This window comes from Heliomarina sp. (genome assembly GCF_052826185.1).
Genome location: NZ_JBRBUI010000036.1, coordinates 14,863 through 36,627, shown reverse-complemented (window position 1 = coordinate 36,627; position 21,765 = coordinate 14,863). Strand labels below are relative to the sequence as shown.

Below are 21,765 nucleotides of genomic sequence, written 5' to 3'. Positions count from 1 at the left end.
AGCTAGCTCAACGCAGGATCAGGGGCGCAGCATCACCTTGCCCTGACGGCCCGGTGTGAGCGCGGCCTTGACCGCGCCGCCGATATCATCGAGCGGGAAGACACCGCCGTCTTCGAGAGTCAGCTGCCCCTTCATCGCAAGCGTGACCAGTTCGGTGATCAGACGTTCGCGTTCTCTCGGATCCATCTGCTGGCCAACACGCGACCCCCAGAAGCCACGGACTGAAATGTGTTTCATGATCAGCGTACCCGAAGACAGGGTCAGCGGCGCGCCGGTCGCGGTGCCGAAGACAACGAGTTCGCCATCCACACCGAGAAGATCGGTCAGGTCCATCGCAAGATCCCCGCCGACGGAGTCGATGGCCGAAACCGCCCCGGATGGCCCGACCAGCGCCTGCGCTTTCTTGCGCCAGCCCGTTTCGGAGGTGCTGATGACGTTTTCGATGCCCAGCGCTTCAAGCTCTGCGACGGCTTCGGGCCGGCGGACAAGGTTGAGCAGCTTGATGCCGCGCGACTTTGCGAGGATCGCCATGATCTTGCCGACGGCGCCATTCGCGGCAGTCTGGATCAGCCAATCACCGCTGGAAACTTTCAGCTGCTCGAGAAGCGAAATCGCGCTGAAGGGCATGGCGATCAGCTGAGCGCCGAGCGTGTCGGAAATGGCGTCTGGCAGGGGGAGGACACCTCCGGCGGGGGCAATGAAATATTCCGCCCACGACCCGTGTACACCGGCGACCGTTATACGCTGGCCGACAAGCGCCTCATCGACGCCCTCTCCGACAGCTTCAATCGTGCCCAGCGCTTCGGAGCCACCAATGGCGCCGGGAAGATCGGGTTTGTAGCCATAATTTCCGCGAACGGTCCATAGATCGTGGTTATGGATGGGTGAGAGGGTCGTTTTGACGAGAACCTCACCGGAGCCGGGGGTCGGTTTATCTGTCTCACGGCATTCGAGGACATCGGCGGGTTCGCCGAAACTGTCATGGATCGCTGCACGCATGGTGTTTTCCTTTTCAGATGGATGTTTCAGGGCACAGGCGGGATTTGGCATCGGCCAGAGCATCGCGCAGGGGCGCGTCATCCTGTGCAAGTTTCGATAGAATGGCCGCGCCCAGCAGTTGCGCGTAAAGCGTGCGGGCCGTTGAGGTTGGATTGGCGAGCGGTCGGACAGAGCCATCCGTGGCACCAGCCGTCAGCAGATCGGCAATCCGACCGGTCAGAAGCGCGACCCCATGGTCGAGAATGGCGCGCATATCCTCGGAGAGATCGGCGATTTCGGCTGCGAGTTTGACGACAAGGCAGCGGCTGGCGATGCCTTCGGAACGGCTTTGATCCAGCCAGGCGGCGAAGAAGGCCGAGAGCTTGTCGCCCGCTTTGTCCGGGCCATTTGCCAGCGCGTCGAAACGGGCGAGGTATTCGTCGACATAGTCTTGCAACAAGGCGCAGCCGAAGTCCTCTTTCGAGGTGAAGTAGTAATAAAACGAGCCTTTTGGCACCTCGCTATGCGCGAGGATACGGGAGAGTCCGACCCCGCCGAACCCGCCGGTAAGGACGAGTTCGCGACCCTTGGATAGGATCCTCTGGCGGGTCAGTTCTGATTTGGCCGGTGCGTTCATGAGAACCGGCTATCTAATAATAGACCGGTCGTCTAGTAGCGGATGGCGTGACGTCGCGTCGCTTTTCTGGAGAGGCAAGCAGCCAATAAAAAAGCCGGGCGCGATGATGCACCCGGCGTTGATGGCGTGAAATGCCTCAGGCGCGGCGGCGACGCAGGAAGGCGATGGCTGCAAAACCGGAAACCAGCAGCGGCAGCCCGGCGGGGAGCGGGACGTTGCTGACAGTGACCGGAGAGATGACCATCGTGGCCGTGCTATAGATGTCGGTCAGGCCGCCGAAGGGATCGGTGATGGTGTCGCCGAAGAGGAAGGAAAGGTTCAGGGAAGACCCGAATTGCGATGCTGCACTTCCCGTGATGTCGAAGACGAAACTGAGCGTCGCGTCGCCATCGAAGAGATAGCTGTCGGTCTCACCGTAGATGACCTCGCCGCTTGCATCTTCGAGCGACAGCACGAAAGCCGGATCGAAACCGAGGATGCCACCAGAGACGAGTGCATAGACCGGATCGAAACCGGCCGTATCGGAGACCGGCGCATAGGATTCAGCGATGATGTCACCGGCGTAGAGCATTACCTCGGACGAGGTATCTGTCACGGTGGTGGCCTGAGCGGGCATGAGACCCACCAGCAGAAGGGCGGCAGCCGCCAGAATGGTTGATTTAATCTTCATTTTACGTCTCTTGAGTTGGAGGGAGAAGGTGGCCAGCCGCACCCCGGCTGGCCATTGATCCGGCTCAGGCAAAGGTGAGCTGGTCGAAACTGTCGATACCGGAAATGATGATCTGGTCGTTGTCTTCGCCGATCCAGAGCATCACGCTACTGCCTGTTTCCTTAACGCGGTTGATGTCTGCCGCGCCGAGATCGAGCGCGTCGATACCTGCCTCGAAATCGGTGAGGCGCGTGGTTTCGCGCATCCCGTTCATGGTCTCGGCCCCGAAAACAAAGGTGTCCGCCCCTGCCCCGCCTTCGGCCCGGTCGAGCCGACCGGCGCCAAGGAAGATCAGGTCATCCGCATCGGTCCCGACCAGACGGTCGTTGCGGTCGGTGCCGTGAATTTCGCTTTGGAAGTCGGAGGACAAATCGACGATGGCGATATTGTCAAAGCTGGTCCCGGCAGCGCCCCAGGACCACACGCCCGCCGCGCCGCTTTCGATTTCGTGGTTTTCGAGATCGTAGGCGAAGATGTCATGGCCATCGACCTTGGCCGAGATCATGCCATCAACGATCTGCGCTTCGAGATTGAAGGTCTCGCCGGGCGTATAGGTCATTGCTCCGCGGGTCAGCATCGATTCATAGTTGTCAACGACCTCGACAAAGGTGAACAATCCCACCCGCTGGTCGATCTCGAGCTTGTAGTAATTGTTTTCGTCGACGTAGTTGAGCATCAGCCCGACGGAACCGGGCGTTGCCTCGACATCGGCGCTGATGACGTAATCGGTCAGTTCGGTGTTGCCTTCCCAGAGCGCATAGCTGCCCTTGTGCAGGGCGTAAGTGCCATCGCCGAGGGGTGACCAGCCTCGCTGCCAGACGTCCGAGGCGCTGGCCCCGGCCCAGGTCAGTTCGCGGCTGTAGGCGCCAGAGGTTTCCGTCAGTGCACCGTCGATCACCTCCCAGTTGGCCGGGCCGCCGATTTCCGTGGTATCGATGATCTTCCAGCCATCGTGGTTGCCGTCTTCGAACCGGTCCGCCGCGATCAGCCTGTCGCCGGTGGCGACATTCACGATCAGCTCGTCTGAGGACTGACCGTCGATATCGAGCGTGTAGGTGTTGCGACCGGCATTGGCCGTGGCCGTTGCAACCAGCCCTTTCTTGGTGACATCGGTGCCGGACCATTTGGCTTTTTCATCGCCTTCAGGGAGGACCGAGGAGGCCCCGTTCAGGCTCACCTGCTCGACCCCGTCGCGATCCCAGTCGATGACCAGCATCTCGGGCCCGGCTTCGGCGGTCAGTTCGGGCGCAGAGACGACAACATCGTCAAAGATCGAACTGTGCTGATAGGAGGAGTAGAGACCGATGGTGCCTCCCTTGAGCGGCACATCGTCCACGACCGCCCCGCCAAAGAGCGCGACACCATCAAGCGTGACGGTAATCCGGCCAGCGACATTGCTAAGCTTGAGATCCTGCTCGACGTTGAACGTATAGCCGCCAGCCTCCATTGCGATGACGGTTTCGGCACCGTCTTCGACCCGGATGATCTGACGCGTATTGGTCTGGTTATCCAGCGTCAGAAGGTAGTGGTTATCCTTGTCGGTAAAGTTGAAGGCCACGCCCATCGTGTCGTCATCCATCGAGCGCATGGTGACTTCCATGGTGATGTCGTCCCAGTCGCCTTCTTCCCAGAGCACGAGATTGTCGGCGTTGTTGGACATGTCAAAGAACGCGCCCTGGGGGTTATCGATGGTGCTGTCTTCGTCCCGCGCGCTGCCTTTGACAAAGAAGTCGCCGGTGCTGGAGTCGCCCGAGAGGTCGATTTCGCTGGCCTCGCCAGAGCCTGCGGTGATGTCGTCCAGCGCGCCGTCGAAGGACAACTGGATTGCGCCTGCAGTCTGTGTGCCGGTCAGGGCGCCTTGGGACGAAACACCGCCCAGCGCGGCGATGGTGGCGTCGTCCAGCACTTTGGGAGTGAAACCGAAGGAGGATACATAGAGATCGCTGGTTTCGTTGGTTTCGTCCGCGAAGATCAGAAAGCCGGTGTCCGCGTCGATGGTCCAGCGGGTGCCGGCGGAGGCGTCGGATTGCAGGGTCTGTTCGCCGACAAGAGTGCCGTTGACGAATTTGCGCATGATCTGCTGGTCGGCGTCGTTGATTTCGACCGTGACGATGACGCGGTTCCAGCTGTCATAGGTAATGCTGTCCGGGTAATTCCCCGAGATCCCGAGCCCGGCCGTATCGTTTGCGACGCGGTTGAAGAACAGTTCTCCATCCGAGCCATTGTTCACATCGGTTTGCAAAAGCGCCGCCCAGGACCCCTGCCCCGACGGCAGATACATGTCGTAGGCGAGCGTATAGTTGGCGACCTTGCCGGTCATGTCCGGCTTGATCAGGATGCCTTCGTCGGGGTTCAGCGCGTCAAGCTTCATGACCGGTGTGGCCCCCGAGCCGATCTGCGGAAGGCCGTAGCCGGCATCGGTGCCGAAATTCACCTTTTGCACTGGTTCTGCCACGTTCACGAGGCCCCAGCCAGCGGCATCGCCATCATTGAAGGTTTCCACGAGATAGGTCTTGTCCGTGGCGACGATGACGCGGAGATCATCCGAATGAACCACGCCTTCTGCCGTTTCGACCGTGAGCGTCAGATCGTTGATCCCGCCCGGCAGGTCTACCTCGACGTTTTCGCCGGTTGCGATGACTTTCCCGTCTTCATCTGTCCAAGTGTAGGAGACGACATCGTCCTGCGGGTTCGTCGTCTCATCGGCACTAAGGCTGACCTTGGCAGTGGAGTCGCCGGCGTCGGCGGTGACGACCTTGTCGGCACCTGCCTCAGCCTCGACCTGTGCTTTGCGTTCGCCCAGATCGACATTATAGAATTCTTCCTGATGGCCGACGTAATCGCCGGTCAGGCCATCGCGGCTTTGCTCGCTCGATCCGCGTGACGCGGTGAAGTATTCATCCAGCTCGGTGAAATAGGTCTCGGTATAGAAAGCGTCATTTTCCGGATCGACCGTGACCAGACGGACCGCGCCATTGCCGCCGTTGCCGCCATTTGTCGCCTCAAGCGCGACGCCGTTCTGATAGTTCAGCAGGAACTGGTACACCGGGTTGCCATAGTCGTTATAGGACACGACCGTCTCGGCGCCATCGCCAAAGATGTGACCGCCAAAGGCGAAGACAACATTGGCGTGCGAAGAAACCACATCGCGCCAGATCTCCTCGCCGTCCCATGTGCCCTGCGGATCGTCGCTGAGCCAGTAATCGTATCCGGCACCTTCACCTTCGAGCGGCCCGCCGAGCGGATCATGGCGGCCGTTGAAGTTGTTGTAGCTGTGCGTCATGATCATCGCCTTGCGATCACCATATTGCGTCAGCACGTCATCGGCCCAGCGCAGCACGTCGTCGCGCGGTCCGAATTCGAGGTTGATGGCGATCCATTCGGTGCCGTCATCCGCAGTCCAGAGATGGTAGTTATTGTCGTAGCGATCCGGTTCCTGATCGTAGACGCCGCCAAAGCTGGGGTCTTCGGACATGTAGGAGATCGAGAAGGCGTTATTGAAGTTCGACGTGTTGCGGATGTCACCGGCGCTATTGACGATGTCGTGGTTGCCCTGCACCACCGAAAAGCTGACCCCGGCCTGACGCAGCGTATCGTAAGCCGCGCTGGCGATGTCGAACTGGCTCGTCGAGGACCACTGGCTGACGTCACCCACGTTGGCGACAAAGTTGATGCCCTTGTTTGAGGCATTGTCCGCCAGCCATTGCGTCATCTCGCCAAAGATATGCTCGATCCCGGGGTTGGAGGTGTAATCCTGCGTATCCGGCAGGATGGCGATGGTATAGGCGCCTTCACCGGCAACGCGGACACGGATGTTGTCTTCGACTTCCTGACCAGCGGCGTTGAGCGCGGTGACGGTGAGGTCGGCCAGCCCCAGTTCCGTGAAGGCGAGCGTCAGGATACCGTCCTGGATCGTCGCGTTGACCGCCTCGCCGTTGGAGTTCGTGACAGTGAAATCGGTCGCGCCCGCGCCGAAGACCTCGGTCAGGTCGTATTCCTGCGCGGCATCGCTTGTTGCGACCAGCATGTCCTTGATTCCGTTGACGGTCATTTCGCCGGGATCGACGGGCGTTGTGTCGATCAGCTCGACATTGCCGAAACCGCTTTCAATGGACGGAACATAATCGTCGAAACCGAATTGTGCGGCGCCGGGAACACCGCTGAACGGTCCTTCGTGCGTGACACCGCCAAGGGCGGCGATTTCGCTGTCGCCCAATGCGCGATCGAGCAGTCCGAAATGGGCAAGGTAACCCTTGGCCGTTTCGCCATCATTGTCGGTCAGGATTTTGAAGCCAGTCGCCGATTCGACGGTGAAACGCTCCGTCGAGACTGACTGGGTACCGACCAGCGTGCCATCGATGTATTTCGACAGGGTCGATGTGCCATTGCCGTTATCGGTGACCGAGATCGCGATCCGCGCCCAGTCGTTCGCGGGCACGGTGCCCGTGTAGTCACCGCTGATGCCGATACCCCCGCTGCCGTTGATGAAGATATCGCCGTCCGAGGTGTTGTCCGCGCCAAGCTGAAGCAGGGCCTGATAGCCACCTGTATCCGAGGTATTGATGTCCCACACCATGGTAAAGCTGGTCAGGTCACCCGCGTTTTCGGCCAGATCGATATGGAGGCCCTCATCAGAAGCGAAGGCCGCGTAGTTCAGGATCACCGCGTCACCTCCCGGCAGCGGGACACCCAATTCGGCTGCGTTGCCGATGGTGCTGTCGCCATAGGCGACTGCCGTCCGATAACCGGATCCTTCGAGGATGACATCGGCGCTGCCGTATTTCGTATTGATCGTCTCGTTGGTAAAATTGATCTCGACCGACGAGCCAGTCGGGTCAGCCGGAAAGAACCCGTCTGCGGAAGGTGTCGGGATGGCAGCAAGCGCCTCGGCCACATCGCTTGCCTGCTGCGATCCTTGCATCAAAAAGATGGACGACAGAAAACCTGACGACGTTTCGCCATCGTTATCGGTGAAGAGGCGCAGCCCGAGCAGCGGGTCGATCGTCCAGCGATCGGTTTCGCCCATGTTGAGCGAACCGATCTGAACGCCGTTCGCAAAGGTGGTGATGATCGTATCCGCGCCTTCGATCTGCACGCTGAACGCCAGCCGGACCCACTGGTTGTAGGCGATTTCACCACTGTACTGCCCGCTGATGCCGATACCCGCCGTCGCGCCCGAGCCTTTCAGGAAAAGATCGGCATCGCCCGACCCGGTCTGGATCAGACCGAGGTAACCGCTGGACGGCGGCGTAAGGTAGACATCCATAATCATGGCGTATTCGCGGATCGGTTCATCGCTGTCCGGCAGGATCTGGACGGACTGGTTGGATGTCAGCTTGTCAAACGCCAGAACCGAGGCGTCGACTCCTGCAATCGCGTCGATGCCAAATTCGCTGGTTGTGCCCAAGGCGTGGAAGGTGAGTTCGGTAGTCATGTCTAGCCCCTGATGACTGGCCGTCACAAAGCGCGGCCGAAAGATCTGTCACTGGCTTGACGGTCACAAAAGCTTCGATCAAATCGTTTATTCCTCCCGAAAACTTAGGGGGAACCTATGAATTATCAGCAGATCCGGGCGTTCAGCCTTGTGGCCCAGGAAGGCAGCGTTCGGCGGGCCTCGGAAGTTCTGGGGGTCTCACAGCCCACTGTTTCACAGCATTTGAAGGCGCTTGAGCAGCGTCACGGGCTTAGGCTGCTGGAAAAGCGTGGCCGGGGCCTGGTGCTGACCGACGCGGGGAGGGAGCTGTACTCTGTAACCAAAACATTAATGTTCGCGGCCAAAGAGGTTGAAGAATTCCTGCAACGGCGGCCCAGCGCGGGCAACGGTCGCCTCAGGATTGTGAGCGACTCTCCGGCGCTCGCCGTTCATATCGTTTCCCTCATGCTCGAAGAAACGCCGGACCTGCAGATTTCGATTCGAAAGGACAGCGTGGCAGGCGTGGTCGAAGCCGTGCAGGACATGCGAGCCGACGTGGGCATTGCCGTCGATCCGATGATTGGCACCGCTCTGCATGTGCAACCGGTCAAACGGGAGGAATTGTGGGTCGCGCTGCCAAGCGAGGATTCACTGTCCAAGCAGAACAGGTTTCCGATCGAGATGGTGGCGCAGCGCTTTCTGGTCATGCGGGAAAAGAGTTCACGCACGCGGGCGCTGATCGAAAGGGCGCTGTCACTGGAGAATATTCAGCCTCGACGTGTCATCGAGATTGAGGGCGCCGAAGTGGTGCGTGAGGCCGTTGCCAAGGGGCTGGGGATCGCATTCTGCGCAGGTTCCGAATGCCCGCCGGATCACCGGATCGCCTACCGGCGCATCACGATGAGGCATGGCAAGATCGGTTTCGTTGAAAACGTGATCATCCGCCAGGACCGGCGCCGCGTGCCGGAAATTGCCCAGTTCTTGGGTGCTGCGGAAAAGGTGCGGAGTGCACCGGTCGAAAGTCTGAAGCAGAAAAAATGATCAAGGCGCGAAATGCTCGACGTGAACTCTTACCTGCCGCGCCGCATTGCGGAGACAAAAATGCAGCAGGGCATTAACGGCACCCTGAGATTACGCTGTGACCTTTCGGGCAACAGATCAAGACCGGGTCGATCTAGCGACACGTTCGGCGATCAAGACCGTCGAGGTGTTGAGATTGCCTGACGCCATCTCGGGAATTGCCGAGGCATCGGCGACGCAAAGCCTTTCGATACGGTGGAACTCAGCGTCCGTGGTCGACCAACGCCCCTGTTCGACAAGTCGATGACCGGTGATAGAGCGGCATGCAGTGGCTCCGAATGAAGAATTAAGCTCGTCATCGGTCTGGGCATCGGCAGCCGGGACATCTCTCGCTCCACAAGATCCTTGAGCGGGCCGCTCTGGGCCACGCGACGCTGAATACGGATTGCTTCGATCAGCGCAGCCAATTCTTTGCCCAACAGTGCGATAAAAGATACTTCGGATTGATATCCGGATACTGGATCGGATCTGCCGAGCGAAAATTGAACGCTCCGCGGTTTTTCGGACGCTTGAGGGTAGAGTGCATGGTCATGCCCGGTTTCTGGCTCAGGAAGAATCAGTTATCGCGATGCGGCGTGACCGATCCGTCGAGCTGAAGGTAAGGTTAGACACCGGGTCGTAACCGCTCATGAGCAAAGGTGTCGGGCTCAAAAGAACCGGCCCAGTTCAGAGAGTAGAGTTCGTGCGCAACCCAACCCGTTCGCCGTAGCGGTGCCGCGCCGTTAGAAACCATCGGCGTTGTTCATAGCTGCTGAGCTGTCGGAAAGTTGATTGCACCGACGTGAGTGACCGGGAATAGACAGAAGAGTAAACCGACGCAGATAATTGATTTTCATTATCTTTTCGGCAGTTCTTCTATTTTTCTGAAACCACTGCCGCAATCCGGTTGGCCCCATGCGGCAAAAACAACCGCCCGCGTGAAGTCCGATATCAGGAATCAGAAAGTTCCGATGCCCATGGCGGATTAGCGCCGGCCCTTGAAACGGTAACGGCAGCCACCTTGGCGCCGAATTCCAACGCCGCCCGCACCTTCTTCGGAGTCAAGGCTCGAACGCCCGACTTGGTTAGATCACCGCCATTAGTTAGCTGCGCCATCAGCCCGGCGTTGAACGTATCGCCTGCTCCAACGGTATCGACAGCGCGCACCGGTGCCGCAGGCACCGAAACCTCGAAACTCTCGACATGAAACGCGGTCGCCCCTTTGGCACCCTGTGTCACGATGACAAGAGAAACGCCCTGCGCAAGCATCTGATCCGCCTGATCACGAAGTCCGGCGCCCGTGTCTCCCGTCATCCATCCGAGATCATCATCCGAAAATTTGACGATGTCGCATTGCGCAATGATCTTTTCCATCCGGGCGCGATAGCGGGCTTCATCCTGAATAAAGGCGGGCCGGATGTTCGGATCCAGCACGATTGCGCAGTCGGGCGCCTTACGAAGGAGAAACTCCGCATAAGTGTCGGCGCAGGGTTCGCAGGCAAGGCTGATACCTCCGAAATACATGGCCGATACGTCAGCAGAGATTTCCGGAAGATCTTCGGACTGCAGCATGCGCCCAGCAGAGTTTTCGTCAAAGAAATCGTAGGTTGCCTGCCCATCGTACAGATGTACGAACGCCAGAGTTGTGTTCCGCTCTGACCCGACAATCATGGACGTATTAACATTGCTTGCCTGCAGTTCGGCCAACAGTTGCTGGCCGAACAGGTCCGTCGAGAGCCCCGTGAGCATCCCTGCGTTGACCCCCAGTCGTCCAAGCGCAATGGCGGTGTTGAAGATCGCGCCGCCAGCATGTGGTACAAACCCCGTGCGGCCGTACGCCAGTTGTTCCGGGATCATGTCGATGAGTGCTTCACCGCAACACAGGATCATCTTGCTTCCTTGGCTGAAAAACCCTTTTAAAGGGCAAAGATTTTTAACGTCAGGTGTCTTGCAACATAACCCGTTTCAGGAGCCAGCCACATATGCGTCGATTGCGGAAACAGTGCCTTTCGACCATATCAGATTGAGCCACTTGGTGAATTCCGCCGAGAACTGCGGATCGTCAGCCAGATCACCATAGATCTTTGCCTGACCGATCCAGCGTTCCGGGTTTTCCCGAGCCTCCAACGCCATCGCGGAAAGTGCCTCCCACTGCGGATCGTTCGGCGCAATCGACGTTCCGTCTTCTCGCGCGCCGGCACACATCCTTGCCCAGAGCGCCTCGACAAGGCTGAGTCCGCTGATCGGACCACCTGCAGCAAGCGCATCACGCAGGATCGGGAGGACAAACCCCATGTGCCGGGAAGACCCGTCGAAAGCGACGCGCCTTGTGGTGTCATGGATGGCCGGGTTGGCAAACCGGGTCTCAATCAGCTCGACATAAGCGGAAGGTGTCATACCCGGAACAGGTTTAACGTAAGGGGCAATCTCTTCGCTTTCGACCTTTGCAAAAAGTGACCTGATGGCCGGATGCGCCATGCACTCTGCAATGGTCGCAACAGAAAGCAATTCACCTGCGTTCGCGATAACCTGATGGCCGGCGTTCAGAATGCGGATCTTCATCGTCTCGTAATCATGCACCGCATCCGTAAAGGTTGCGCCGACCTTGTCCCAGTCAGGACGCCCCGCGCTGAAGTCATCTTCGATCACCCATTGACGAAAATTCTCATGGGTGACCGGCACGGCGTCTTCGATCCCTATTTTGCTCGCCAGCGCGATCTCATCAGGACCGGTCGCCGGCACGATGCAATCGACCATGGAATTTGGGAAGGCCCCTTGTTCGTCGATCCAGTCCGCAAGTCCGTCGTCGATTTCCCGGGCAAGCGTTACCACCGCGTTCCGGGTAATCGCCCCGTTTCCTTGCAGGTTGTCGCAACTTTGCACCGTGAACGGCGAAAGTCCTGCGTCACGGCGAAGCCCTAACGCGGCGACAATCGCACCAAAGACCGAGCGCGGCGCCTCGGGTCGGGAAATGTCATGCTGGATATCCGGATGGTTCAAATCCAGTTTTCCCGTCGCAGGGTCGGTGTAGTAGCCCCCCTCGGTCACCGTTAGCGCGACGATGCGGATCGACGGGTCGGCCATCGTCTTGACCAGCGGACCGTTGCCTTCTTCGATAGGCAGATAGTCGATCATCGATCCCGTCACTTCGGCCGAGGCACCTGATGGGTCGAGTTCGATCAGCGTAGTCAGGCAATCCTGCGCAAGCAGCTTTTCACGCATGTTGATATCGTAGGAACGGACCCCGGCGCCGATGATCGCCCAGTCCAGAGCCAGACCCTGCTGCATCAGCCGGTGCAGATACCAACCCTGATGTGCGCGGTGAAAGTTGCCGAGTCCGATATGCACGATACCGGGCTTCAGCGCCTTGCGGTTATAGGTCGGGCGCAGGACATCGTCCGGCAGTTCCCCGAGTGTTGCATCTGAGAGTTTCATATTCCTGTATCCTGCAACTGGCCTGTCAGCTCATCCACTGACCGCCGTCCACATTGTAGGTTTGGGCGACGACATAACGGGCTTCCTCGCTGGCGAGGAATACCGCCATACCTGTCAGATCTTCGGCCGTTCCCATACGACCGAAGGGAACTGCCCCGCCGACTTCCTTCTTTTTCTGTCCCGGTGTCTTGCCTTCGTATTTTGCGAAAAAGGCATCCACGCCGTCCCAGTGTTCTCCGTCGACAACACCCGGCGAGATCGCGTTGACGTTGATCCCGTGGCGGATCAGGTCCAGCCCTGCGGATTGTGTGAGGCTGATGACGGCAGCCTTGCTGGCGCAGTACACCGCGACCAAGGGTTCGCCCCGGCGACCCGCCTGGCTGGCCATATTGATGATCTTTCCGCCCTGCCCGCGCTCGATCATGTGCCGCGCAACCGCCTGCAACATGAAGAGCGTTCCGGCCACGTTGATCTGAAACACGCGGTCGAAATCGGTGCGGGTGATTTCGACAGTCGGCGCGGCGGAAAAGATCGCCGCATTGTTGATCAGAATGTCGATATGACTGAAACCGGCAATCGTGGCGTCCACGGCCTCTTCGATACTGGACTGGTTGCTGATGTCCAGTTCGACCGCCATCGCCGCTTTGCCCAGCGCGGAGGCAACTTCTCTCGCACGGTCGATATCGATATCGGCAATCGCGACCTTCGCGCCTTCGTCGACATAAGCCTGTGCGAAAGCGCGCCCGATGCCCCGCGCGGCGCCCGTGATCAGGGCCGTCTTTCCCGCCAGCCGCTTCACGCGATCCTCAGGCCTTGGGCATCGAAGCGGTGAAGCTGCGTCAGATCCGGTGTCAGGAAAACCTTGTCGCCATACTTGAGTGCAACCTCACCACCGGCCCGCACGGTCAGCGGGTCGTCGAAGCCGTCGCATTTGACGTGAAAGAATGTGTCGGATCCAAGATGCTCGGACACGCCGATCGTACCGGACCACGTTCCCTCGGTCTGCGAAATCGCGATGTGTTCGGGCCGGGTGCCGATGGTGTGAGCGTTATGTTTCGCGGCCTCGGGTCCGGTCAGCAGGTTCATCTTTGGTGAGCCGATGAAACCGGCGACGAACACATTCCTGGGCGCGCGGTAGAGTTCGAGCGGGCTGCCCACCTGTTCAATCACGCCAGCCTGCAGCACAACGATCTTGTCGGCCATTGTCATCGCTTCGACCTGATCGTGGGTGACGTAGATCATGGTCGTCTTGAGACGCTTGTGCAATTCGGAAATCTCAAGCCGCATACCCACGCGCAGCGCGGCGTCGAGGTTCGACAGCGGTTCGTCGAAAAGGAAAGCCCCGGGTTCACGGACGATGGCACGACCGATAGCCACACGCTGGCGCTGCCCGCCGGAAAGCTGGCCGGGGCGACGGTCAAGGTAATCCGTAAGGTTCAGCGCGGCGGCAGCAGCTTCGATGCGCCGGTTTTGTTCCTCGACCGGCACGCCTGCCATCTTCATCGGAAAGGCGATGTTCTTGCGCACCGACATATGCGGGTAAAGCGCATAGGACTGGAAAACCATGGCGAGGCCACGTTTCGCCGGGGGCACATGGGTCGCATCCTGCCCGTCGATGCTGATCTTGCCCGAGGTGATATCCTCAAGCCCGGCGATCAGGCGCAGGAGCGTGGATTTACCGCAGCCCGAGGGGCCGACGAAAACCGTGAATTCACCGTCTTCAATGGTCAGATCCAGTGGCGGAATGACTTCGACCGGACCAAAACTCTTGGTGACGGATTCAAGCTTTATTTGTCCCACAGTCCCGTTCCTTATTTCACAGCGCCAAACGTCAGGCCGCTTACAAGTTGCTTCTGGCTGAACCATCCGAGGATAAGAATAGGTGCGATTGCCATCGTCGAAGCCGCCGAAAGTTTCGCGTAGAACAGCCCTTCGGGACTGGAATAGCTGGCGATGAAGGCCGTCAGCGGAGCCGCCTTAGCCGCCGTCAGATTCAGCGTCCAGAAGGCTTCGTTCCAGGCTAGGATGATGTTCAGCAGCAGGGTCGAAGCAATGCCCGGCATTGCCATCGGCGTCAGCACGTAGAGGATTTCCTCCTTGAGCGAAGCGCCGTCCATCCGCGCGGCTTCAAGTATCTCGCCGGGGATTTCGCGGAAATACGTGTAGAGCATCCAGACGATGATCGGCAGGTTGATCAGCATCAGCACCACGACGAGACCCATCCGCGTATCCAGAATGCCCATCCGGATAAAGATTAGGTAGATCGGGTACAGAACCCCGACGGCGGGCAGCATCTTGGTCGACAGCATCCAGAGAAGGATGTCCTTGGTCCGCTTGGAGGGCACAAAGGCCATCGACCATGCCGCAGGGATCGCGATGATAATACCAAGGATGGTCGAGCCGCCCGCGATGATCACGGAATTCCAGAGGAAGCGCATGTAGTCCGAGCGTTCCTGCACGACCGAGTAGTTTTCCAGCGTCCAGTCGAAGAACAGGAAAACCGGCGGGTCGCTAATGGCCTGCGCCTCGGTCTTGAAGCTGGTCAGGATCGTCCAGAGGATTGGAAAGAATATCAGCAGGCCGATCCCCCATGCGATGACGGTGTTCAGGGCCTTGCGTTGTGGTGTTACTGCGCGTGCCATTCCAGCCTCCTCATGCGTCCAGGTTCTTGCCGACGATGCGCATCAGGAAGATCGCAACGATATTGGCGAGGATGATGGCATAGACGCCACCGGCGGAGCCAAGCCCGACGTTCTGGCTTTCGAGTACCCGCTGATAGATCAGGTACGTCAGGGTCTTGGTGCCAAACGCGCCCTGGGTGGTGACGAATATCTCGGCAAAGATAGACAAGAGGAAGATCGTCTGTATCAGCAGGACAACGGTGATCGCCCGCGACAGGTGTGGCAGGGTGATATGCCCAAAGCGCGAGAGCGGCGAGGCCCCGTCCATTTCGGCGGCTTCAAGCTGTTCGCTGTCGAGCGACTGTATCGCGGTCAGTAGGATGAGCGTTGCGAAAGGCAGCCATTGCCAGCTTACGATCAGGATGATGGATTGCAGCGAGGCTTCGGACAGCCAAGAAATCGGCTCGGCCCCAAAGAATTTCCATAGATGGGCAAAAAGCCCGTTCACGGGATCCATGAACATGTTCTTCCAGACAAGTGCCGATACGGTCGGCATCACGAAGAACGGGGCAATGACCAGAATGCGAACGATCCCCTGCCCCCACATTGGCTGGTTCAGAAGAATGGCCAGCAGCACACCAAAGATGATGGTGATCGCCAGAACGCCGCCAACGATGATCAGGGTCGCCTGAACGCTGGGCCAGAAAGAGCTTGAGGAGATGAAGCGGACGTAGTTGTCGAACCCGACCCATCCAAGATCGCCACCGCGTAGCGGCAGGTACTTCTTGAAAGAGAACCACAGCGTCATGAGGAGCGGTACAAGCATCCAGCCCAAGAGCAGGATTACCGCCGGAGCCATCATGATACGCGCAGCGGACCGCGAATGCTGGGTGGCCATATCATACCTCCATCGCTGAACGGCACTATGCCGTCACCTTGGCGTTTGGCAGCGTAGGTAAAAGGGCCAGAGGGTAGACTTCGATACCCTCTGGCCAGGAAGGAGGACTAGTATCCAGCGGCTTCCATCTCATCGACGGTCAGCGCCTGAGCTTTTTCGAGAGCTTCTTCTGCGCTTTGCTGGCCGGCCAATGCAGCCGAGAATTCCTGTCCTACCTGAGTGGCGATACCCGCAAATTCGGGAATGGCCGCGAACTGGACACCAACGTAGGGCACTGGATCAACCGCCGGGTTGTTCGGGTCCGCTGAGAGGATGCTGTCGAGCGTCATCTTGGCGAAAGGGATGTCCTTGTAATTCGCGTTTTCATAAAGCGAGGTCCGCGCTCCCGGAGGAACGTTGGCCCAGCCTTCTTTCGAAGCCACGAGCTCGATGTATTCCTTGGAGGTCGCCCAGTTGATGAACTCCTTGGCAGCGTCTTCCTTCTGGGTGCCAGCCGGGATTGCCAGCGCCCATGCCCAGAGCCAGTTGCTGCGCTTGCCAAGACCCGCATCCGGAGCCAGTGCAAAGCCAACCTTGTCGGCCACGGTGGAATCGTCCGGGTTCGTCACAAAGGAAGCAGCCACGGTGGCGTCAATCCACATGCCGCATTTGCCCTGCTGGAACAGCGACAGGTTTTCGTTGAAACCGTTGTTGGATGCGCCCGGAGGTCCGGCATCGTTCATCAGGTCGATGTAGAAGTTTAGCGTGTTCGACCATGCTTCGGTATCGAACTGGGGCGTCCAGTCCTCGTCGAACCAACGTGCCCCAAAGGAGTTCGCGGTCGCGGTCAGGAAGGCCATGTTCTCGCCCCAGCCCGCCTTGCCGCGCAGACAGATGCCGTAGATCTCGTTGTCCTTGTCGGTCATCTTGCGCGCCGCATCGGCCACGAATTCCCAGGTCGGAGCGTCAGGCATTTCCAGCCCCGCCTCTTCCATCAGGTCCGTGCGGTACATGATCATCGAGCTTTCGCCGTAGAACGGAGCGGCATATAGTGTGCCGTCCAGCGACAGGCCGCCGCGCATGGCCGGCAACAGATCGTCCACGTCATATTCATCGGGAAGATCATCGAGCGGCACGAGCCAATTGTTCTTTGCCCAGATCGGCGCTTCGTACATGCCGATGGTCATGATGTCGAACTGACCGCCCTTGGCGGAAATATCCGTGGTGACGCGCTGTCTCAGCACGTTTTCTTCCAGTGTAACCCACTCGACCTCGTGACCCGTCTTTTCGGTGAAGTCATCGGTCAGACCCTGCATGCGGATCATGTCACCGTTGTTGACTGTCGCGATGGTGATGGTCTCGGCATATGCCGCGCTGGTGGCCAGGACCGACAGCGCCGTTGCCACACGGAATGCGTTTCTCAAGGACATCCGGCTCCTCCCTATGGTTTGGATGTTGTCCGGATACGCTAATGGAAAACATATCGCCGCGTCAATTTTAAATTTACGCGCGTAAATTTATTTGCAGAAACCTGCGATTACATATGCTTAGGCCGACCCTCGCATGACGAGCTTTCCATCAAGCATCGTGACGGTCCGCTGCTCTGCCCGCTTTTCCGATTCGATGAGTTCAAACAGGGTTTTCGCACTTTTTTCGGCAATGACCTCGTAATCCTGCGACACGGTCGTCAGCGTCGGACAGGTGTAGCGGGAGAAAGGATGGTCATCGTGCCCAGCCACCCTGAGATCGCAGTCCCCCTCGATCCCGACCTTGAAGCCCAGCTGATAGGCGGCCGAAAGAACACCGATCGCAAGGCGATCGTTGCTGCAGAGAATGGTATCGGTAGGCAGCTTTCCTTCGGACAGCACCTTTGTGCCCTCGCGAAACCCGATTTCCTCGAGATTCCAACCTTCTCCATATACCTGGATCAGCCGAGGTTCGTGGCCCAGTTCCTCCATTGCCCGGACATAAGTATTGCGCCGCTTGAAGGCATTCGGGTTGGCTGGCGTTTTCATTTCGAAGAATGCCGGGGGCTGGCCCGTCCTGCAAAGGTAATCGACAATCAGGCAAACGCTCTGCACGTTGTTCGATCCGACAAAGGCTTCGCCAATATCGTCGATGTTGGAATCGAAGAGAACAGTCGGCACGTCCTCGCAGAAACTGGCGATCCGCGATGCCAAAGACATCCTTCCAAGCGGGGCCATCAAGACGCCGGCGGGCTTGATTAGGCGCAGGTTGTCGAGATTCTCGATCTCCTGTTCCGGATCGCCATGCGAGCCAAGCAGGACGGGTCGAAAACCGGCCTTGATGACCCAGTTCTCGATGTTGCGGGCCATTTCCGCGAAAAACGGGTCAGAGAGGTTGGGCACCACGATCCCGATATTTTTGGTCAACCGCCGGTTCTGATTCATCGCATAGATGTTGGGATGAAAATTGAACCGTTCCAGCGCCGTTTCGATACGCGCACGGGTTGAACTGCGTACGCTGGCTGGATCGTTGAAATATTTGGACAATGTAGGCCGCGAGATGCCGCTGACCGACGCAAAGTCTTCCATATTCCTGATCTTCGGTTGGCTCATCGATCTGTCCGCTTGAGAAGTCCGGCCCGGTCGCGAAACCGGTATTTGCCGATAATGGCAAAACCTTACAGATTTTTCCAAGGGTAGTTTACACGCGCAAAATTTGCCAGCCTTCGCGATAATTCTCCCTGCACGGGAAACGGGCCGAACCGGGACCCCATCACCTCAGGCGAAGACAACTGTGCACGGCTGTTGATTACAGCCGTGCATCTCAACGTTTTCGGACAGATCAACCATTTAATAGCGATGCAAGCACCGCGTCGAATAATCCTCAGTGCGCGATCATCACATGCCGCGCGACTGTATAGTCCTCGAGCGCATACATTGACATGTCCTTGCCATATCCCGACTGCTTTAGACCGCCGTGCGGCATTTCGTTGACCAGCATGAAATGCGTGTTCACCCAGGTGCAGCCGTATTGAAGACGCGCAGAGATATCGAGCGCGCGACCGATGTCGCTGGTCCAGACGGAGGAGGCGAGACCGTACTGGCTTTCATTCGCCCATGCGACGGCCTTGTCGGCGTCATCGAAACGCGTGACTGACACCACCGGCCCGAAGACCTCGCGCTGGACGATTTCGTCTTCCTGCAAAGCCCCTGCGACCACCGTGGGGCGGTAATAGAATCCCGAACCCTCGGCGACGTCTCCGCCCGTGGTGATCTCGATATGCTTCAGTTCCGAGGCACGCTGCACGAAACTGGCGACCCGGTCGCGCTGGCGCTGCGAGATCAGCGGCGGGATTTCATTCTGGGTGTCGTCGGCATTGTCGAAAACGATAGACGACGCCGCGCTTGTCAGATCGGCAACAAGATTGTCGTAAATCTTGGGTCCGGCGTAGATCCGGCAAGCGGCCGTACAATCCTGCCCCGCGTTGTAATAGCCAAACGCCCGCAGCCCTTCGACCGTGCGGCTCAGATCGGCGTCATCCATCACCAGAACCGGGGCTTTGCCGCCCAGTTCAAGATGCGTGCGTTTGACCGATTTCGATGCGGCCTGAAGCACTTTCTTGCCTGTCGCGACGTCGCCGGTAATCGAAACCATATCCACTTCGGGGTGATTGATCAGCGCGTTACCAACACTGCCGCCCTGCCCCACGATCACGTTCACGACGCCCTGCGGGAAAATGCCGGCGATGATCTCGGCCATCAGCAGCGCCGTCAACGGTGTCTGTTCGGATGGCTTCATGACCACCGTATTGCCGCCCGCCAATGCCGGAGCGAGTTTCCACGCCATCATCATCATCGGGTAGTTCCACGGTGCGATGGACGCGACGACGCCAATCGGATCACGGCGGATCATCGAGGTATGGCCTTCCATATATTCGCCAGCGAGAGGCCCGTGCATGTTGCGCACGGCCCCCGCGAAGAAACGGAAGCAGTCAGCCACGGCGGGGACTTCCTCGTTACGAACCTCGTTGATCGGCTTGCCGCAGTTCAACGCTTCGAGTTGAGCAAACTCCTCGATCCGGGCTTCGACGGCATCGGCAAGGGCAAGTAACAGCCCCGAGCGGTGGCCCGGCGTCGTGCGCGCCCAACCGGGAAAGGCAGCACGGGCGGCAGCGACGGCCCGGTTGACCTGATCCATATCCGCCTCTGCCATCTTCACGATGACTTCACCGGTCCGGGGGTTCAGGACTTGTTCCTCGGTTTCTGTGCCCGCTTCCTGAGCACCGCCAATCAGCATCTTGGTCTGCATGGGTTTCCTCCGTTACTTTCCTTGTCCCGCGACCTGATCGGTCCCACGGGTCAGATAATAGGCGCCCAGAATGGGCAGCATGGTGACAAGCACAACAACCATGGCCACCACGTTGGTCACGGGCCGTTCGCGCGGACGCACCAATTCTTCAAGCATCCAGATCGGCAGAGTCTGCTGCTGTCCGGCGGTAAAGGTGGTGACGATGACTTCGTCAAAGCTCAGCGCAAAGGCGAGCATGCCGCCCACCACAAGCGCAGTCGCGATATTGGGCAGGATCACATGACGTAGCGTCTGGAACATGTTCGCGCCAAGATCCATCGACGCCTCGATAAGGCTGCCGCTGGTCCGGCGAAACCGCGCCACGGCATTGTTATAGACGATGACGACGCAGAAGGTCGCGTGCCCGAGAATGATGGTCCAGGTGCTGAAGGGGATATCCGCGATAGAGAATGCCGAGCGCAGCGCGATACCGGTGACGACACCCGGCAGGGCAATCGGCAGGATCACCAACAGGGATACGGTTTCCCGGCCGAAGAACCGGGTCCGGCTGACAGCAGCGGCGCAAAGCGTGCCAAGAAACATCGCAATCACGGTCGAGATCGACGCGACCTTTACCGAGAGGCTCAGCGCTTCCCACACATCGGGCCGGTTCCACGTGACCGCGAACCACTTCAGCGTCAGCCCCGGCGGCGGCCATGCAAAGCTCTTTTCCTCGGTCGTGAACGCATAGGCAAAGATCAGCAGGATCGGCAGGTGCAGGAACATCAATCCGGCGGCCGCTGCGATCTTGAGGGACAGGGGCGCGCGGTCAGAGAGCATCGAAAGCCCCCATGCGTTTCGCGCCCCAGAGATAGAAGCCCATGATCACGATGGGCACCACAGCGAAAGCAGCGGCGAGAGGTATGTTACCGGCAATCCCCTGATGCTGGTAAACAGCCTGCCCGATGAAAAGACGCGATGTGCCAATGATTTGCGGGATGATGTAATCGCCAAGCGTGAGCGAAAAGGTGAAAATCGATCCGGCGACAACACCCGGCAAAGCCAGCGGGAAGAGGACATGGCGAAAAGTCTGACCGGGACGCGCGCCAAGATCGCCAGACGCCTCGAGCATCGACGTCGGCACCCGTTCAAGCGCCGCCTGAATCGGCAGGATCATGAAGGGCATCCAGACATAGACGAAGACGATAAAGGTGCCCGTCACGCTGACCGACAAAGAATTTCCACCGACGACGGGCAGCGACAGGTAAGCATCCAATAGCCAGTTAAGGTGCAGGCCTTCCAGCGCCCAAGTCAGGATGCCTTCCTTGGCAAGGATCAGCTTCCACGCGTAGATTTTCACGAGATAGCTGGACCAAAGCGGCATCATGATCCCGAGGTAGAAAACCGCCCTCCAGCGTCCCTTTGCGTAGCGCGCGGCGTAGAACGCAATTGGGAAGGCTATGATCGCCGAGGCGACCGTGGTGCAGGCCGCCATCATGACAGTCCGCAAGATGATGTCGAAGTTCGCCGGGGTAAAAAGTTCTGCATAGGTGCGAAGCGTGAATTCGTAATTGATCATCCCGGTGAAGTGATCAATCGAAAAAAAGCTCTGCAAGAGAAGGGCAAATAGCGAGCCGAGGTAAATGATGCCGAGCCACAGGACCGGGGGCAAAAGCAGCAGGAACAGCAGCAGGGATGGGCGCCGCCAGAGCGTGTCGGAAAGCCGCGCCCCCAGCCCTTCGTTCCGGGACTGCACCAAGCTGGCGTCGGTCTGCGCCATGC

General features: G+C 58.8%; 16 protein-coding genes. 1 reads left to right on the top strand and 15 read right to left on the bottom strand.

The features are described 5' to 3' along the window. Positions 1–18 precede the first annotated feature (18 nt). The 4 genes from ACU0FH_RS11290 to ACU0FH_RS11275 form a co-directional block, all read right to left on the bottom strand. Positions 19–999 (bottom strand): zinc-binding dehydrogenase, encoded by a 981-nt coding sequence (locus tag ACU0FH_RS11290; RefSeq protein WP_446194689.1) that lies wholly within the window; start codon positions 997–999, stop codon positions 19–21. 13 nt (positions 1,000–1,012) lie between these two features. Further along, positions 1,013–1,615: a TetR/AcrR family transcriptional regulator gene (locus tag ACU0FH_RS11285; RefSeq protein ID WP_446194688.1), complete on the bottom strand. Its 603-nt coding sequence runs from the start codon at positions 1,613–1,615 to the stop codon at positions 1,013–1,015. A gap of 136 nt (positions 1,616–1,751) precedes the next feature. Continuing rightward, the gene (locus tag ACU0FH_RS11280) at positions 1,752–2,285 is read right to left on the bottom strand and encodes a VPLPA-CTERM sorting domain-containing protein (RefSeq protein ID WP_446194687.1); all 534 of its coding nucleotides are present in this window, start codon (positions 2,283–2,285) and stop codon (positions 1,752–1,754) included. Positions 2,286–2,349: 64 nt separating this feature from the next. Continuing rightward, positions 2,350–7,758: a LamG-like jellyroll fold domain-containing protein gene (locus ACU0FH_RS11275; protein ID WP_446194686.1), complete on the bottom strand. Its 5,409-nt coding sequence runs from the start codon at positions 7,756–7,758 to the stop codon at positions 2,350–2,352. Positions 7,759–7,875: 117 nt separating this feature from the next. Here ACU0FH_RS11275 and ACU0FH_RS11270 point away from each other — a divergent pair, with 117 nt between their 5' ends. Continuing rightward, entirely contained in the window at positions 7,876–8,778 is a 903-nt protein-coding gene (locus tag ACU0FH_RS11270) for a LysR family transcriptional regulator (protein ID WP_446194685.1), read from the top strand. A 969-nt stretch (positions 8,779–9,747) separates the two neighbouring features. On the opposite strand, the gene ACU0FH_RS11265 is transcribed toward ACU0FH_RS11270, so the two are convergent. From ACU0FH_RS11265 to ACU0FH_RS11215, 11 genes are all read right to left on the bottom strand, one after another. Then, the gene (locus ACU0FH_RS11265; protein ID WP_446194683.1) at positions 9,748–10,686 is read right to left on the bottom strand and encodes a carbohydrate kinase family protein; all 939 of its coding nucleotides are present in this window, start codon (positions 10,684–10,686) and stop codon (positions 9,748–9,750) included. A 75-nt stretch (positions 10,687–10,761) separates the two neighbouring features. Next, a complete protein-coding gene (locus ACU0FH_RS11260; protein WP_446194682.1) occupies positions 10,762–12,231 on the bottom strand; it encodes a mannitol dehydrogenase family protein in 1,470 nt (489 codons plus the stop codon). Between the two features lie 25 nt (positions 12,232–12,256). Further along, entirely contained in the window at positions 12,257–13,030 is a 774-nt protein-coding gene (locus ACU0FH_RS11255) for an L-iditol 2-dehydrogenase (RefSeq protein WP_446194681.1), read from the bottom strand. Beyond that, positions 13,027–14,031: an ABC transporter ATP-binding protein gene (locus ACU0FH_RS11250; RefSeq protein ID WP_337926781.1), complete on the bottom strand. Its 1,005-nt coding sequence runs from the start codon at positions 14,029–14,031 to the stop codon at positions 13,027–13,029. Before ACU0FH_RS11250 ends, ACU0FH_RS11255 begins: the two co-directional genes overlap by 4 nt. Before the next feature lie 11 nt (positions 14,032–14,042). Beyond that, on the bottom strand, positions 14,043–14,873 hold the full coding sequence (locus tag ACU0FH_RS11245) for a carbohydrate ABC transporter permease (RefSeq protein WP_446194680.1): 831 nt from the start codon (positions 14,871–14,873) through the stop codon (positions 14,043–14,045). A 10-nt stretch (positions 14,874–14,883) separates the two neighbouring features. Then, complete coding sequence (locus ACU0FH_RS11240; protein WP_446194679.1) at positions 14,884–15,750, bottom strand: carbohydrate ABC transporter permease; 867 nt, start codon at positions 15,748–15,750, stop codon at positions 14,884–14,886. Between the two features lie 107 nt (positions 15,751–15,857). Beyond that, positions 15,858–17,159, bottom strand: a complete 1,302-nt coding sequence (locus tag ACU0FH_RS11235) for an ABC transporter substrate-binding protein (protein WP_446194677.1) — start codon at positions 17,157–17,159, stop codon at positions 15,858–15,860. Between the two features lie 117 nt (positions 17,160–17,276). Then, positions 17,277–18,308: a LacI family DNA-binding transcriptional regulator gene (locus tag ACU0FH_RS11230; RefSeq protein ID WP_446194675.1), complete on the bottom strand. Its 1,032-nt coding sequence runs from the start codon at positions 18,306–18,308 to the stop codon at positions 17,277–17,279. A gap of 271 nt (positions 18,309–18,579) precedes the next feature. Next, a complete protein-coding gene (locus ACU0FH_RS11225; protein ID WP_446194673.1) occupies positions 18,580–20,004 on the bottom strand; it encodes a gamma-aminobutyraldehyde dehydrogenase in 1,425 nt (474 codons plus the stop codon). 12 nt (positions 20,005–20,016) lie between these two features. Next, positions 20,017–20,823 (bottom strand): ABC transporter permease, encoded by an 807-nt coding sequence (locus ACU0FH_RS11220; protein WP_446194672.1) that lies wholly within the window; start codon positions 20,821–20,823, stop codon positions 20,017–20,019. After that, on the bottom strand, positions 20,813–21,763 hold the full coding sequence (locus tag ACU0FH_RS11215) for an ABC transporter permease (protein WP_446194671.1): 951 nt from the start codon (positions 21,761–21,763) through the stop codon (positions 20,813–20,815). Before ACU0FH_RS11215 ends, ACU0FH_RS11220 begins: the two co-directional genes overlap by 11 nt. Between the last annotated feature and the right edge of the window lie 2 nt (positions 21,764–21,765).